Origin of the sequence: Parendozoicomonas callyspongiae, assembly GCF_023502345.1 — a bacterium.
GTDB classification, from domain to species: domain Bacteria; phylum Pseudomonadota; class Gammaproteobacteria; order Pseudomonadales; family Endozoicomonadaceae; genus Sansalvadorimonas; species Sansalvadorimonas callyspongiae.
Genome location: NZ_JAMFLX010000004.1, coordinates 152,231 through 165,910 on the forward strand (window position 1 = coordinate 152,231; position 13,680 = coordinate 165,910).

A 13,680-nucleotide genomic window follows, 5' to 3' on the forward strand; every position below is an offset into this window, starting at 1 on the left:
AAAGGCAGGACAAGGCAGTCACATTTGCATGACTGCCTTGCTGAGGACGGTATTAGCTTGTTGGGACGCTTGCCTCTTTTCTATCAGATGAGAAGTATTCTCTGGTTAATTTGAATACCACAGGACTCAGAAGAATCAGGGCAATCAGGTTAGGCAGGGCCATCATGGCATTCAGGGTATCTGCAACCAGCCAGATGAAATCAAGGCTCAGAACAGCACCGGCCGGAATGGCGATAATCCAGGCAATGCGGTAAGGAGTAATAGCTTTGACACCAAAGAGGTATGCAATGCTTCTTTCGCCATACAGAGCCCAGCCCAGAATGGTTGTGAAAGCAAAGATACTCAGGGCAACGGCAATTATATAGTTACCAACACCGGGCAGAGCCTTGGCAAATGCGGCAGAGGTCAGGGCTGCGCCGGAATCGCCGGATGTCCAGAGACCGGAAGTGATAATAGCCAGACCGGTAATGGAGCAGATGATAATGGTATCAATAAAGGTACCCAGCATGGCCACCAGACCCTGGCGAACAGGATCATTGGTCTGCGCGGAGGCGTGGGCAATAGGAGCAGAGCCCAGACCTGCTTCGTTAGAGAAGATTCCGCGGGCAACACCAAATCGAATAGCCATCCAGACAGCTGCACCGGCAAAACCACCTTCCGCTGCTGTTGAGGTAAAGGCCTGAGTGAACACAAGATCAAGAGCTGCCGGAATAGCGTCAGCATTCACAAACAGAACGGCAATACCGGCAACCAGATAAGCGATGGCCATAGTAGGGACAAGTGAGCCTGCCACTGCACCAATACGCTTTACACCGCCTAATAGTACTGCGCCAACCAGTACCATGATCACCAGACCGGAAACCCATGTAGGAATACTGAAATTTGTTTCAAGAACAGCGGCAACGGAGTTCGCCTGAACAGTATTACCGATACCAAAGGCAGCTATGGAAGCAAACACGGCAAATACTGTTCCCATCCAGGCCCATTTCTTTCCCAAACCATTTTTGATGTAGTACATCGGGCCACCGACATGCTCACCATTTTTACCAACTTCACGGTACTTGATTGCCAGCACGGCTTCAGAGTACTTGGTTGCCATTCCGACCAATGCTGTGCACCACATCCAGAACAGAGCACCTGGCCCCCCCAGGAATACAGCTGTTGCTACGCCTGCAATATTACCGGTACCAACGGTTGCAGAAAGCGCGGTCATAAGAGCCTGGAATGGAGAGATTTCACCTGAACTTTGTTCTTTATCTGAAGAGCTTCTGCCCTTCCACATTAATCGAAAACCTGTCCCCAATTTAAGAATTGGCATCAGCTTGAGTCCGAGCATCAGGAATAAACCTGTACCCAGAATCAGAACCAGCATGACTGGTCCCCAGACAATGGAGTTAAGACTGCTAAAGAAAGAGGTAAGTGCTTCCATAAGGATCTCTACCCTTTTTATTTTATTGAATGGTGTTGGAAAAACTTACGAGTGCTGTAAAGAAGGAGATTCACTTCACCGTAAGCATTCCCATAATGATTATTTTTTCAAGTGATTGAATTCTGAACCTGCTACAACCCCCAAAAGTAACAAGTTTTGCGCACGTTGATATTCAGGGAATTTCATCCCGTAATTTTTATTATTTGTTGAAACAAAGGCAGCAGCTGCCTTTGAAAGATTCTTTAATTATGCAGAGAGCAGGTAACCAAGAATCGGAATCGCCAGCATAACGAGTGGTATGATCTGACCCCATTTTGGCTCTTCACGATCATAAAAACATGTATGCTTTCCGTAGGGAAACCTCCCGTCGCAACATCCGCCCATAGCTAAAACCCTCTAAGCACAACTCAAGGTGTGAGCAATTAGTAACATCCGAGCTATTTTTTGTAAATAGCTCGATTTAGGTACAAAGGTTATCCATCTTTGTACCTCTGCAGCTTGGTGCGAAGAAGTTGAAAGGATGGATTCAATTTTTTTTCAAATTTATTTCCGATCCTGTTCCATTGACCCGGAATGGTGAAATTGTTCTGTCAGTCTGTATACTTGCCAACTTGTCGTAATTTTGGGTTGTCCGGCTTTTCTAATGGAACAATTAATCGAATTCATCATTAACCATCCCATGCTGACCGGCTCCTTTGCCGTATTGCTGGCGATGCTGGCCTTTACTGAGATGCGTAAGGGTGGTCAAAGTATCAGCACTCAGGAGCTGACCCAGATGATGAATGCAGGGGGCGCAACCCTGGTTGACTTGCGTGATAAGAAAGAATATTCCCGTGGTTTTATTACCAGTGCGATCAACATTCCCCATGTCAGCCTTAAAACGCGTATGGATGAGCTGGAGAAGCACAAATCCGGAACAATTATTCTGGTGGACGCCATGGGGCAGCATACTGGTGCCGCAGGCAAGCAGCTGAAAGATGCAGGCTTTGAGCAGGTTGTGCGACTGAGCGGTGGTATCAGCTCCTGGCAGGGAGAAAGCCTGCCGCTGGTCAAAAAATAGTCTCGGGTTGAGAAGACGCCATGATCGGAAAAATGCCATTTTTGTATCGAATCATGAGATGGTATTTTCAAAGTAAAAAAACGGAGACAGCAATGCAGGAAGCCATTGTTTACAGTTCATCGTGGTGCCCTTTCTGCTATCGTGCGCTTGCCCTCTTAGCCAAAAAAGGCGTGCCTGTTGAGGTTATCTCTGTTGATGGCAAACCTGACGTTCGCCAGCAGATGGCAGAAAAAGCAGGCCGGACTTCAGTCCCCCAGATTTGGATTGGCACTAAACATGTTGGTGGCTGTGATGATCTCTATGCCCTTGAGGCCACTGGAGAACTCGACCAGCTTCTCAACGCTGACTAATACAGCCTTGAGTGTATGAACCCTGTTAATGATGGAACAGGGTTTTCAAGGTAATTAAAGGAAAGAACGATGTCTGACAATCAGCAAACTCAGGAACAGCAGCCACAGTTCGCACTGCAGCGTATCTACATCAAGGATCTGTCCTTTGAGTCCCCCAAGGCACCTGAGATCTTCAAGACTCAGTGGCAGCCAGAAGTGAAGCTAGACCTGAACACCACCAATACTGCTCTGGAAGAAGAAGGCATGTATGAAGTGGTTCTGTCTCTGACCGCAACCGTAAGCAATGGCGAAGAGACTGCGTTTGTTGCTGAAGTACAGCAGGCTGGTATCTTCCTGGCGCGCAACCTGCCTGACGCTGATCTGCACCGTACTCTGGGTGCTTTCTGCCCTAACCTGCTGTTCCCATATGCCCGTGAAACCATCGACAGCCTGGTTACCCGTGGCAGCTTCCCTGCTCTGATGCTGGCTCCTGTGAACTTTGATGCCCTGTATCTGCAGGCTCAGCAGCAGGCTGCTAACGAAACTCAGCAGTAATATTCTGCAAAGAAGACTTACTGCCTTTCACAGAAAAACCGCCATGCAGGCCCTCTGCTGGCGGTTTTTCTATTTTTGCCTATCCTGACATGCTCGTCAGCCACGCTGACCCTCTTTTGGGGAACCCATAGCCAGTAAGAATTATCAAACACCTGTGGATGGCAGAGGCTTGGAAATGACTAACAACAGTAAAATAAGGCATGAACAGGAAGAGGAGTCCCTCATGATTAAGGATTTGCTCGATCCAAAAGAGTTATTCCGGAAAATTCGCTGGATAGGCATCTGTCTTGTTTCAGCCCTGTGTGTGGCATTTTCATTTCTGGTTACTGCTCAGGAAGATGGTTACAGCACTGCTCAAAGTTTGGATGTTGTGGTTAAGTTGAATATTTCCCACCGAATTAAAGTTACCCAGATGGAAGCAGGAGAACTGGTTCTACTTCCTGGGCCAAATGAAGTAGCTTCAGGGTCAAAAAATTACTGTGTGATTACAAATAACGCTGAACAGAAGAAAGCTAAAGTTGCGGTTTCTCCAGTTAGCGGCGGAGCATTTGTATTAAAAAGTGCTGGCAAACAGGACGTCCCTATTGACGTGAAAATTGCTGATACATCTTCAAATAAAAGTGGGGATAGCGTACCACCTAATAAGCAAGTCCCTGTTTCCGCAGTAGCTACAGAGAAGGACTGTGCTCAAACTGCGACTCAGCTTTTTGTTTCAGCCCAGACCAAAAATGTTCAAACAGGAAACTATAACACGACTCTTAAACTGACATTCTCGGCAGAGTGATCCTCTTAATAGGGTTAAAGCTCAGTTAAACATTTTGTCTTTCATTTGACTGACTAGACTGAAGTGCATACTTCTACAAAGAGACAGGGAATGCCTCTTGTTCTTCCAATACTTATTTTCCTGAGTATTTCTTCGGCTTACGCAGGCCAGCCAGTCATTCAATTGACTGGTGATGAGCGTATTGCGCTCACCAACTTTGGGAACCCCCAGTCCGGACGTTTTTGTATTAGAAATGACAGTGCTGAGAAACTCAGTCGAAACTGGCGGGTTGTTTTCTCCCTTCCTGGTGGTGGACTGCAGCTTAAAGCTTCGGGGTCACAAGCCGACCCTGTTCCCTTCCAATTAAGTGTCAGGCCGGAAAAAAGTGGGCGTACTATTCCGGTACGCAGTGGAGATATTCTTGCCAGAGGTTCTTCAATATCCAGTCACTGCTCCAATGAGGCTGATATCTTCTATTTGGAAGCCATGCCTCAGAAGGTATCTGGTTCAGTAGCCGGAGGTTTGTATACGCAGGTTATAAAACTGAGGCTACAGATTGATGAGCAGGATATTCATGCTTTTGATACTTTGCTTTCCTTGGAGGTGCCTGAGCAGGTTGATGTGAAGGTGGCTGGCCCACTACTGCTGCCAGACTTCACTGGAAACAGTCCTTCTGAGGGAAAGATCGATGCCTGCATTTTTCGAAATGGCTTTGGCCGTTATGCCGTTCGCATGCGGGGAGATGGCAGCCAGGGGGCTTATGTATTGAAAAGCGGCAGCATTGAACTGTCCTATCAGGTGTTGTGGAAATCGGGGGCCAGACCTGCTGAAATGCTTGCCTCCGGGGAGTTAAGCCAGGCCTATCAGGGAGACTCATATTTTGATTGCCGGGGGCAGCCCAACGCTTCCATCCAGGTGAAAGTACAGCCTGAACATGAGCTCGGGGCCAACTCCGGGAACTACCAGGGACTCTTGAGAATAACCGTGGAATCCCGATAAAACGGAGAGAGTCTCAAGATTAAACGGCTATGCCTGACGCATTCCGCGCATTTTTCCTTGCTTTCATTCTTGCTTCAACCTTTGTATGGAGCGGATGGGGTATTGCTGATGAGAAGGGTGCAGCTGTCTTTGATGAGGAAGAAGAAGAGATTCCTCCAGGGTTTAAAAACATTGATGCTGCAAGGGAAACCGAGGTTGAAATCTGGTTTCGTGACAGGAAGGCGGGTTCTATACAGGCAGAGTTTACGACCAGCTGGATCCGTTTCTTTGACGCGGCAAAGGTTGTGGGTTTATTTCCGGATGTTCTGAATGCCGGAATTATTTCAGCGGCTCTTGCAGGGAAGCTCAGTGCCAATCAAAGCTTTATCTGTCACCAGAAATCAGAATGCCCCATTCCCGAGCCTGAGATTGCCTCTGTGGTATTTGATGCCCGTCATTTTCGAGCGACTGTTTATATTAACCCTGCCTATCTGAAAGTAAGGACGCTGAATCAAAACCGCTACCTCAGCGGTGCCTCAACGGGCTTCTCTGCCATTCAGGGCCTAAGCCTGAGCATGTCTGGAGCCAGGGCTAAGGATTCAACTGATCATTATTCCTGGTACGGGCGTTCTGTTATGGCTTTCCAGGAGAACCATGTCTTTGCTGACTGGAATTACGACAAGACAGAGCATGCCAATATATCCTCTTTGTACCTGGAGAGAGACCTTCAGGGGCAGGAAATACAGGGGGGACTCTTTGGTGGCAGCAGCTTTGGGCTTAGCTTTTCTGCAGATTCTTTGCTCCTGGGGGGCAGGATTGCTCATTCATCAGAAACCCTGGTTCAGGATGCAGCCCTGAATATCACGCCATTAGTGGTGTTTCTGCCCGTAAGAGGGCGAGTGGAGATTTATCGGGATGGCAAGTTGCTGGATGCCATGCTGCTGGAAGCTGGCCGTCAGCAGATCGATACCAATAAACTGCCCCAGGGGGCTTACAACCTGACAATCAAGGTGTTTGATGGCACCCGTTTAGTTGATGAGCAGACACAGCTATTTGTAAAGAGCAACAGGCTTCCTGGTCGGAACGACCCGATTTACTTTTTTGAAATCGGACGGCCAATGGAGAATGTCAGGCAGGAGTACTGGCCTCGAACTGGTAAAGGCTGGGTTGGCCGGGGTGGCTACAGCTTTCTGCTGCAGGAGAGCACTTCCCTGAGCATTGCCTCCACGGTCAATAACAGTGATGCGCTGGTTGAAACAGGACTCCTTCATCTAGGGCATAGCTTTGATTTTGCCGGTGGCATTATGCTGGCCCGTCACAACCGGCAGGGGCTCTATGGTGAAGTTCGCTGGCACGGACAAGGTCTCCAGAGCCAGGCCAGCTACCGTGAGTTGAACCATAAGAAAGAAGGAAAGAGTTCACTTTTAGAGAAGGGCTTTCGCTCTGGTCAGTTCAGTGTCAGCAGCGTGATCCAGGATACCAGTGTTGAACTGGGAAGGGATTGGAAAAAGGCTGAAGGCGATATCAGCACAACTATCACTGACCATGTTCGTATGGAATGGCCTTTGATTCGTGGTGTTCGAACGGATCTGCGGATGTCTATTACCGGTTCTCGGACAAAAAATCTGAATCAGTTACTGGTCGGGCTGACCCTCGCCCAAAGAACCCAGTTCTCTGAAATTACTTTCAAGCAAACCCGTCAGGAAACAAGAACCAAAGATAATCAGGAGCTGGCAATGGCCAGCCGTGTAGATGGCAACCTGCGTGATTTGGAGGTTGTTGGGAGAAACAGCATAAACCTTGGAGGCTTTGTCGAGAGACAAAGACAGCAGCGTTCAGTTGGCGCTGATATGACTTTTACTGGTCAGCGTATTGGTGGCCGGGCCAGTATCAACCGAACCTGGCCTGAAAAAGGGGAAAATGTGACCAACTATATTGGTCAGTTCAGCACAAGCCTGTTAGCCAGCGCCAAGGGCATTGCCATCGGTGGCAGCCAGTTAAGCGATAGTGCTGCCCTGGTTGTGCTGGAAGGGGAAGGAAACAGTCAGTTTGACATCCTCGTCAACGACAGGGTTGTCGCCAAGGGGCAAACAGGAGAGAGGGTTCCTGTGACTTTATCTCCGTATGGCGAGTATGGAATTTCCATTCGTCCTGCAGCCAACAGCTTTTCAGATTATGAAGAACGTGTTCAGCATGTCACGCTTTATCCGGGTAATGTTGCAAAGGTGAAGTTTGAAGTGACTCAGGTTGAGCCGGTACTAGGGCGGATTCAGAATGAACAGGGCAAGGCTATATCAGGAGCTGTTCTGGAAAATTCACAGGATAAGACAGTGACTGATGGGCGGGGCCTATTTCAAACCCGCCTTGTGCCCAGCGTGACTGCGTTGAAGGTGATAATGGAAAATGGGCAGACCTGCCTGGCGAAGCTTCCGACAGAAAAAAGAAAAAGGCGAGGAGTGGTTCTTCTCGGAAAACTGGTTTGTATACCTGATGTTTAATCTGCTAGAGGTTTTGGCATGGAGTCAGGCAACTTATCTTTGCCATTAAAGATACTTGTTGGTGCCGACTCTCCATCATTCAGGCTGAACTCCACATCAGACTCAAACGGCAGATCCGTTGTCCAGCTTGCTTCAGCATAGAGGCGTGATCCGAGAATATCCTCACACTGGCTCTTATTTGCAGGATTACACTGTTTCCCCCTCTCCAGAAAAATGTTGGTATTGCCTGCGTTATAAAAAACTATGTTTTTTCCCTTGCGTGACGCAAGGATTTTGGTCACCGGTTTTTCCGGGCGCACGATAGCGAGAATATCGTAGGAAACCAGTACCTGTACGGCATCCTGCTCCGCCTTGAATTTTGCACTGGCAGGTTCAACCAGAACCCGATAAATCCTCTCCTGGTTATGGTCTTCATCAAGGTTGAGTAAACGAACAGGAGAGGACTGGTTTGCTTCAATGATCAGGCGGGACGGTGTCGCAACCAGTAGAGCCTTATCAGGATCATACAGTTCTTCACGCTTTTCATCGGGCTGGCCTGGTTTAATGACCTCCTTTATAGAAACAGAGACGTAGGCTTTCTTGTTGGCATTGTTCTGCACTTTAATATCGGTGTAGTACTCCCCATTAGGTCTGAATTCGACAATGGCTTTATCAACTGAGATATCTGCATAAACAGAGCATGAGAGAAAGGATAAAGCCAGCAATGTCAGGCCGAAGTAACTTTGAAGAGCTGTCTTTAAATTCATTGTGATATACGTATTATTCTTAGCTTATTCGTAGAGGATAGTTAAGTACTTGAATTCTTCCTGTTTTTGTATTTAACAGTTCAATTATACTCGCGTCCCCTGTTTAGACACTAAGCCAGTCCTGCTATGTTCCATATTGCACTTTATGAACCGCGAATTGCCGCCAATACCGGAAATATTATTCGATTAGTGGCAAATAACGGCTGCCGTCTGCATTTGATTGAGCCTCTGGGTTTTGATCTGGATGAGAAAAAAGTGCGGCGTGCCGGGCTGGATTATCATGACCTGGCTAATGTCAGTGTTCATCCAAATTACCAAGCGTTCCTTGAGGCGGTAAAGGGTGCTCGAATTCTTGCCTGTACTACAAAGGGCAGTCGTCCCCATGATCAGCTGGAATACCAGGAAGGGGATGTACTCCTGTTTGGTTCGGAAACCAGCGGATTGCCGGATGATCTTCGTAATAGCTTTCCGGAAGAACACCGTCTGCGTATTCCAATGCTGCCAACAAGTCGCAGCCTGAACCTTTCCAATGCTGTGGCCATAGTCAGCTATGAAGCCTGGCGGCAGGTTGGTTTTATTGGTGGGTTGAAAGAGTAAAGTTGCTACCAGGCTCATAGAGCCTGGTTATCGATACTCAAGAAACAATATCTTCGGCAGGCTCTTCCTGCTCGTTTTTACCGGTTTCCATATCCAGTTCTTTAATCTTCCGGGTCAGGGTATTTCGGCCCCAGCCCAGAAGGTGAGAGGCATCACGCCTTCGACCGCAGGTATGCTTGAGTGCGGTTTCAATCATGATGCGCTCAAATGTAGGGATAGCCTGATCCAGAATACCGACATCCCCTTGAGCAAGGCGCTGATCGGCCCAGTTTCGCAGAGCCAATTCCCAGTTGTTTCCTGTCGCAGGTTCTTTCTGTTGCTCTGACAGCTCGGGTGGCATATCACTGATCAGGACTTCTCTGCCAGAAGCCATAACAGTGAGCCAGCGACAGGTGTTTTCCAGTTGTCGAACATTACCCGGCCAGTCGAGGCTGCACATAAAGTCTTCAGTTTCTGGTCGCAGGATTTTGGTTTCAACATCCAGCTCTCGGGCGGCTCTGTCCAGAAAGTGAAGAGCCAGCAGAGGAATATCTTCACGCCGGTCGCCAAGCCTCGGCAGATGAATACGGATCACATTCAGGCGATGAAACAGGTCTTCACGAAACTTGCCTTCCTGTACCAGGCCTTCAAGGTTCTGGTGGGTTGCGGCAATAATGCGCACGTCAACGGATACAGGAGTATGTCCGCCAACCCTGTAGAACTCACCATCTGCCAGAACCCTGAGCAGCCGGGTCTGGGTGTCGGCGGGCATATCCCCAATTTCATCCAGAAACAGTGTTCCGCCATTAGCCTGCTCGAATCGGCCACGACGTTGCTGGTTGGCTCCGGTGAACGCTCCTTTCTCATGACCAAATAGCTCTGACTCGATCAGGTCCTTGGGGATAGCGGCCATATTCAGAGGAATAAACGGGTTTGCAGCCCTCGGGCTATGGCGGTGCAGGGCATGAGCGACCAGCTCTTTACCGGTTCCTGATTCGCCATTAATCAGTACGGTGATATTGGATTGCGACAGCCTGCCAATTGCCCGAAATACCTCCTGCATAGCTGGAGCCTCACCAATAATTTCGGGTGTGGCTTCGGGAGTGTTCTTGGGGTATTGAACTTTCTGTTCCTGGGCGTGACTCAATGCCCGTTTAATAAGGGCGACGGCTTCATCAACATCAAAAGGTTTGGGCAGGTATTCAAAAGCCCCGCCCTGGTATGAGGCAACAGCACTGTCCAGGTCTGAGTGCGCTGTCATGATGATCACAGGAATTTCAGGGAAATCTTCCTGAAGTCGGCTCAACATGGTCAGGCCATCTGTTCCCGGCATGCGAACGTCACTGATAATGGCATCGGGTTGCTCTGATCCGATTTTTTTCAACACCGCATCTGCTGTTTCGAAGCTTGTGTTATCTATTTCTTCATGGGCAAGTGCTCGCTCCAGAACCCAGCGTATCGACTTGTCGTCGTCTATGATCCAGACGGTTCCGGCGCTCATAGTGTCACTCCCCTGTTTTTATCTTTCTTATTTTTGCATTGAAATGGAATAAATAATGAAAACACGGTTTTTCCTGGCTCTGACTCGCAGGCTATCAATCCGTTGTGCTGGGTCAGGATAGACTGGGAAATAGACAGCCCTAGGCCGGAGCCATCAGCCCGGCCACTGATCATCGGGTAGAAAATATTCTCAAGCATGTCTCTGGGAATGCCTGGGCCATTATCTTCAATATCAACCCGGCAGATAATTTTGTGACGAGTGTCGCCTATAGTGAACTGGCGCAGAATACGTGTACGCAGGGAAATATGGCCGTCGCTTAAAGGCATGTGCTGGCTGATTGCCTGCATGGCATTGCGCACGATATTTAATGTGGCCTGTATTAGCTGCTCTGCATCGGCTTCAACATCCGGAATACTGGGGTCGTAGTCCCGGGTAATTTTCAACTGCCCGTTGGTTTCCGCATGAATCAGGTTGGAGACCCGTTCCAGAACCTCGTGAATATTTATGGGGGCCATTGTGGGCAGCTTTAATGGACCAAGCATCCGGTCAACGAGATTTCTCAACCGATCTGCTTCTTCGATGATGACGTTGGTGTAATCCTTAAGATCTTCATTCGGAAGCTCACGTGCCAGCAATTGAGCTGCCCCCCTGAGCCCGCCAAGGGGATTCTTGATCTCATGGGCCAACCCTCGTACCAGAATGCGGGCAGTTTCCTGCTTGGCTTTCAGGGTTTCTTCACGACTGATTCTAAGCAGGCGATCCCGGGATTGAAGCTCCATCAGCAGAATGGTTTCAGAGTCGCTTATGAGTGGCGTGACAGCGTAATCAACAGTCAGACTATGACCATTCACCAGTTTCAGTCTGGCTTCGCGCTTGTTGTAACAATTGCCGCTTTGCAGTGCTGCCCTGATCTCTTCTGTGGAAGAAGGTTTTTCTTTGAATAGTTCCTTGATCGACAGACCATAAACCTGCCGCCCACTGATTGCCAGAACGGCTTCGGCGGCCGGATTCATAAACTGCACTCTGAGTTTGTCATCAAAAACCAGAACGGCAGTTGTCATGTTTTCAAGAAGCTGGTGCTGCATGAGACTGTGCTGGAATGTCTTTGTCATTGGTCTTGGTATCCAGAAATGCAAAAAGCAAACCAGATTGATCTTCCTCGGCCCATCTCTTTGGAAATATCGACTTCCAAAGGTGAAAGAGTGGGCCAAGTGCTGAGCTTTCAACCCTTTTAAGGTCAATCAGGCAGCGCACTGTTTTCAGGCATGATCCGATTATGCCAGCTGAGTAGTGTGGCATAGAAAAAGATGTTGCACCATGTTGGTGCATGAGGTCGAGGGGACTTTCTTTTTGCTTAGAGATTATTTGGACTGGGGCTTTGGGGCATTTACCCTGCTTCTGTGCACGAATATGGTGCGTGGCGAGCTGCTGATAAGACTCTTGCCTTTGGCATTCAGAATTTCAGCCTTAATCGTGTATGAGCCCCGATCCGGATAATCCATAACAAACTGTGGTGTTTTTCCCTCGTTAAAGGTTTTGCCGTTAATCGAGAGGCGATAGCGGTGGCCAGGTCCAAGAGGAGGAGTACTCTTCAGGGTGACAGCAATACTTTCCGGGTTTTGATACGTTTCCTGTTCCAAGGGGTATGTTATTTCAATGGATTTGTAGAATGTCTCTGCTTTTGTCCTTGGTTTAGTTTTTGACGGGGTGATTTTGGGGGCAGGAATTGTCTGTATCGGCCCAAGTTCAACTGGAGCCGTATTGCTTTTGGTCTCAGCTTTTTTGTTTGTGTAGGTAACATTGCCATTTTCGTCGATCACTTTATAAACCTCTGCATTGACTGCAAAAGTCACTAGAAGTATTGAGATTCCGGCAGTTAGTAATCGTATAAGCCCACTCATGCTTATCCTTTATTGTTCTATTCTATTTCTCCTCATGTTAGTGATTCGCGGGGGAATCAGCCAATGGGGCGGAGGCTGAAGCGATCAGGGCAGTACGTTCTTGCCTGTCTGATTTTGTTGTTATCAAGCACTCTTGTTATTTCTGATGATGAGCTTATTCGGCTGAGAAGGGTGGTTGTTTTTGGGGACAGCCTGTCTGATACAGGTAACACCAGTCAGCTATTTGAGTACTTCCGGGGAGTTAGGGGAAAGCCTTGGTACTTTGATGATCTTTTCAGTTCAGGTTGGTCTTTACTTCCTGTGGGTATGTTTGTGGGGGCTATGCCCCCAAAAGCATATTACCAGGGGCGTTTCAGCAATGGCCCTCTCGCCAGTGAGCTGGCCGTTGAAATGTTAGGGCTGGATACACAGGATCCAGATCAGTTCGTTAATCTGGCCTTTGGCGGAAGCTGGTCCGTGTCATCATGGCAGTTTCTTCAGTCGTGGCTGGGCCTATGGCAGGATCAGAGAGTCCACACTCAGGAATGGCTGCGATATCTGGCAGGAGGAATAGGAAAATGGATTCTTCCGAGTACATACGAACTGGCACACTGGTATCTGCAGCATCATAAGAGACTCGACCCCGATACTCTTTATATCATGGCATCAGGTTCCAATGACTATCAGAATCAATTCTGGGATGTAGAAGCTATTGTGGCAACTCAGGTCAGCATTATTGAACGGCTGATTCTAAAAGGTGCACGTCACATCGGCTGGGGGACTTTACCGGATCTGACTTTTACTCCCTGTTTTCAAAACAGCCCAAGCGTACCCAAAATTCTTGAGACTGTTGAAGCCCACAATAGATTGATATCGAAGGTCAAACTGTATCTGGAAACTGTGTATCCAGACGTAAAAATTGTCTTTGCTGATGGGTATTCTGCAATGAAGCTGTTTTTCCAGCATGCATCAGTATTTGGTTTTTCTGTGACTGATCACGGGTGTACCAATATAACAATTCCCGGGTGCTACAGTTCCCCCGGAGATCATTCAATTTTTGATGTCAGGGAGAGTGACGTTAAGGTTTGTGAAAAGCCTGATGAGCACTTCTTCTGGGATGCATTACACCCCACAGCCCGCGCTTATGAACATATGGCTGCATATTTGTGTGTTATGGCCGGGTTAGAAGGCTATTGGACTGACTGTCGTTTACCTAAGAATTTCAGAAAGCATGAGGCTGAGGCGTTGATGAATCTGTTACTTGATGAAGGCATTTCAAGCTCAGTACTGCCTGATCGAAAGACGTTGGAGCAGTTGCTTCATCTTTAATTGCTGAAAAAAAGAAAGGCCGCTTATCAAAGCGGC

At 48.2% G+C, this 13,680-nt stretch carries 13 protein-coding genes; 8 read left to right on the forward strand and 5 right to left on the reverse strand.

Going from position 1 to position 13,680, the window contains the following annotated elements; all coding sequences use genetic code 11:
• Positions 1–52 precede the first annotated feature (52 nt).
• Entirely contained in the window at positions 53–1,429 is a 1,377-nt protein-coding gene (locus M3P05_RS04530; protein WP_249698163.1) for an alanine/glycine:cation symporter family protein, read from the reverse strand.
• Positions 1,430–2,072: 643 nt separating this feature from the next.
• On the opposite strand from M3P05_RS04530, the gene M3P05_RS04535 reads away from it, so the two are divergent.
• The 6 genes from M3P05_RS04535 (at position 2,073) to M3P05_RS04560 (ending at position 7,612) form a co-directional block, all read left to right on the forward strand.
• Entirely contained in the window at positions 2,073–2,489 is a 417-nt protein-coding gene (locus M3P05_RS04535; RefSeq protein WP_249698164.1) for a rhodanese-like domain-containing protein, read from the forward strand.
• A gap of 92 nt (positions 2,490–2,581) precedes the next feature.
• On the forward strand, positions 2,582–2,839 hold the full coding sequence (grxC, locus tag M3P05_RS04540; protein WP_249698165.1) for a glutaredoxin 3: 258 nt from the start codon (positions 2,582–2,584) through the stop codon (positions 2,837–2,839).
• 69 nt (positions 2,840–2,908) lie between these two features.
• Positions 2,909–3,373: a protein-export chaperone SecB gene (secB, locus tag M3P05_RS04545; protein ID WP_249698166.1), complete on the forward strand. Its 465-nt coding sequence runs from the start codon at positions 2,909–2,911 to the stop codon at positions 3,371–3,373.
• Positions 3,374–3,548: 175 nt separating this feature from the next.
• On the forward strand, positions 3,549–4,157 hold the full coding sequence (locus tag M3P05_RS04550; RefSeq protein WP_249698167.1) for a hypothetical protein: 609 nt from the start codon (positions 3,549–3,551) through the stop codon (positions 4,155–4,157).
• A gap of 90 nt (positions 4,158–4,247) precedes the next feature.
• Complete coding sequence (locus tag M3P05_RS04555; RefSeq protein ID WP_249698168.1) at positions 4,248–5,135, forward strand: hypothetical protein; 888 nt, start codon at positions 4,248–4,250, stop codon at positions 5,133–5,135.
• Between the two features lie 29 nt (positions 5,136–5,164).
• Positions 5,165–7,612 (forward strand): TcfC E-set like domain-containing protein, encoded by a 2,448-nt coding sequence (locus tag M3P05_RS04560; RefSeq protein WP_249698169.1) that lies wholly within the window; start codon positions 5,165–5,167, stop codon positions 7,610–7,612.
• Here M3P05_RS04560 and M3P05_RS04565 read toward each other — a convergent pair.
• The gene (locus M3P05_RS04565) at positions 7,609–8,358 is read right to left on the reverse strand and encodes a fimbrial biogenesis chaperone (RefSeq protein ID WP_249698172.1); all 750 of its coding nucleotides are present in this window, start codon (positions 8,356–8,358) and stop codon (positions 7,609–7,611) included. The genes M3P05_RS04560 and M3P05_RS04565 overlap by 4 nt on opposite strands.
• Positions 8,359–8,484: 126 nt before the next feature.
• Between M3P05_RS04565 and M3P05_RS04570 the strand changes: the two genes are divergently transcribed.
• Complete coding sequence (locus tag M3P05_RS04570; RefSeq protein ID WP_249698174.1) at positions 8,485–8,955, forward strand: tRNA (cytidine(34)-2'-O)-methyltransferase; 471 nt, start codon at positions 8,485–8,487, stop codon at positions 8,953–8,955.
• Positions 8,956–8,992: 37 nt separating this feature from the next.
• Here the strand turns inward: M3P05_RS04570 and glnG are convergent, their stop codons facing one another.
• From glnG to M3P05_RS04585, 3 genes are all read right to left on the reverse strand, one after another.
• Complete coding sequence (gene glnG / locus M3P05_RS04575; protein WP_249698175.1) at positions 8,993–10,435, reverse strand: nitrogen regulation protein NR(I); 1,443 nt, start codon at positions 10,433–10,435, stop codon at positions 8,993–8,995.
• Positions 10,432–11,547, reverse strand: a complete 1,116-nt coding sequence (gene glnL / locus M3P05_RS04580; protein WP_249698177.1) for a nitrogen regulation protein NR(II) — start codon at positions 11,545–11,547, stop codon at positions 10,432–10,434. Before glnL ends, glnG begins: the two co-directional genes overlap by 4 nt.
• A 249-nt stretch (positions 11,548–11,796) precedes the next feature.
• On the reverse strand, positions 11,797–12,336 hold the full coding sequence (locus M3P05_RS04585; protein WP_249698178.1) for a DUF4124 domain-containing protein: 540 nt from the start codon (positions 12,334–12,336) through the stop codon (positions 11,797–11,799).
• 63 nt (positions 12,337–12,399) lie between these two features.
• Here M3P05_RS04585 and M3P05_RS04590 point away from each other — a divergent pair, with 63 nt between their 5' ends.
• Positions 12,400–13,644 (forward strand): SGNH/GDSL hydrolase family protein, encoded by a 1,245-nt coding sequence (locus tag M3P05_RS04590; RefSeq protein ID WP_249698179.1) that lies wholly within the window; start codon positions 12,400–12,402, stop codon positions 13,642–13,644.
• Positions 13,645–13,680 lie beyond the last annotated feature (36 nt).

Bases quoted from the DNA above. Each gene is read 5' to 3' on its own strand.
- M3P05_RS04550 (WP_249698167.1), top strand. From the start codon at position 3,549: ATGACTAACAACAGTAAAATAAGGCATGAACAGGAAGAGGAGTCCCTC.
- M3P05_RS04565 (WP_249698172.1), bottom strand. From the start codon at position 8,358: ATGAATTTAAAGACAGCTCTTCAAAGTTACTTCGGCCTGACATTGCTG.
- M3P05_RS04535 (WP_249698164.1), top strand. From the start codon at position 2,073: ATGGAACAATTAATCGAATTCATCATTAACCATCCCATGCTGACCGGC.
- glnG (WP_249698175.1), bottom strand. From the start codon at position 10,435: ATGAGCGCCGGAACCGTCTGGATCATAGACGACGACAAGTCGATACGC.
- M3P05_RS04555 (WP_249698168.1), top strand. From the start codon at position 4,248: ATGCCTCTTGTTCTTCCAATACTTATTTTCCTGAGTATTTCTTCGGCT.
- M3P05_RS04570 (WP_249698174.1), top strand. From the start codon at position 8,485: ATGTTCCATATTGCACTTTATGAACCGCGAATTGCCGCCAATACCGGA.
- grxC (WP_249698165.1), top strand. From the start codon at position 2,582: ATGCAGGAAGCCATTGTTTACAGTTCATCGTGGTGCCCTTTCTGCTAT.
- secB (WP_249698166.1), top strand. From the start codon at position 2,909: ATGTCTGACAATCAGCAAACTCAGGAACAGCAGCCACAGTTCGCACTG.
- M3P05_RS04590 (WP_249698179.1), top strand. From the start codon at position 12,400: ATGGGGCGGAGGCTGAAGCGATCAGGGCAGTACGTTCTTGCCTGTCTG.
- M3P05_RS04530 (WP_249698163.1), bottom strand. From the start codon at position 1,429: ATGGAAGCACTTACCTCTTTCTTTAGCAGTCTTAACTCCATTGTCTGG.
- glnL (WP_249698177.1), bottom strand. From the start codon at position 11,547: ATGACAAAGACATTCCAGCACAGTCTCATGCAGCACCAGCTTCTTGAA.
- M3P05_RS04560 (WP_249698169.1), top strand. From the start codon at position 5,165: ATGCCTGACGCATTCCGCGCATTTTTCCTTGCTTTCATTCTTGCTTCA.
- M3P05_RS04585 (WP_249698178.1), bottom strand. From the start codon at position 12,336: ATGAGTGGGCTTATACGATTACTAACTGCCGGAATCTCAATACTTCTA.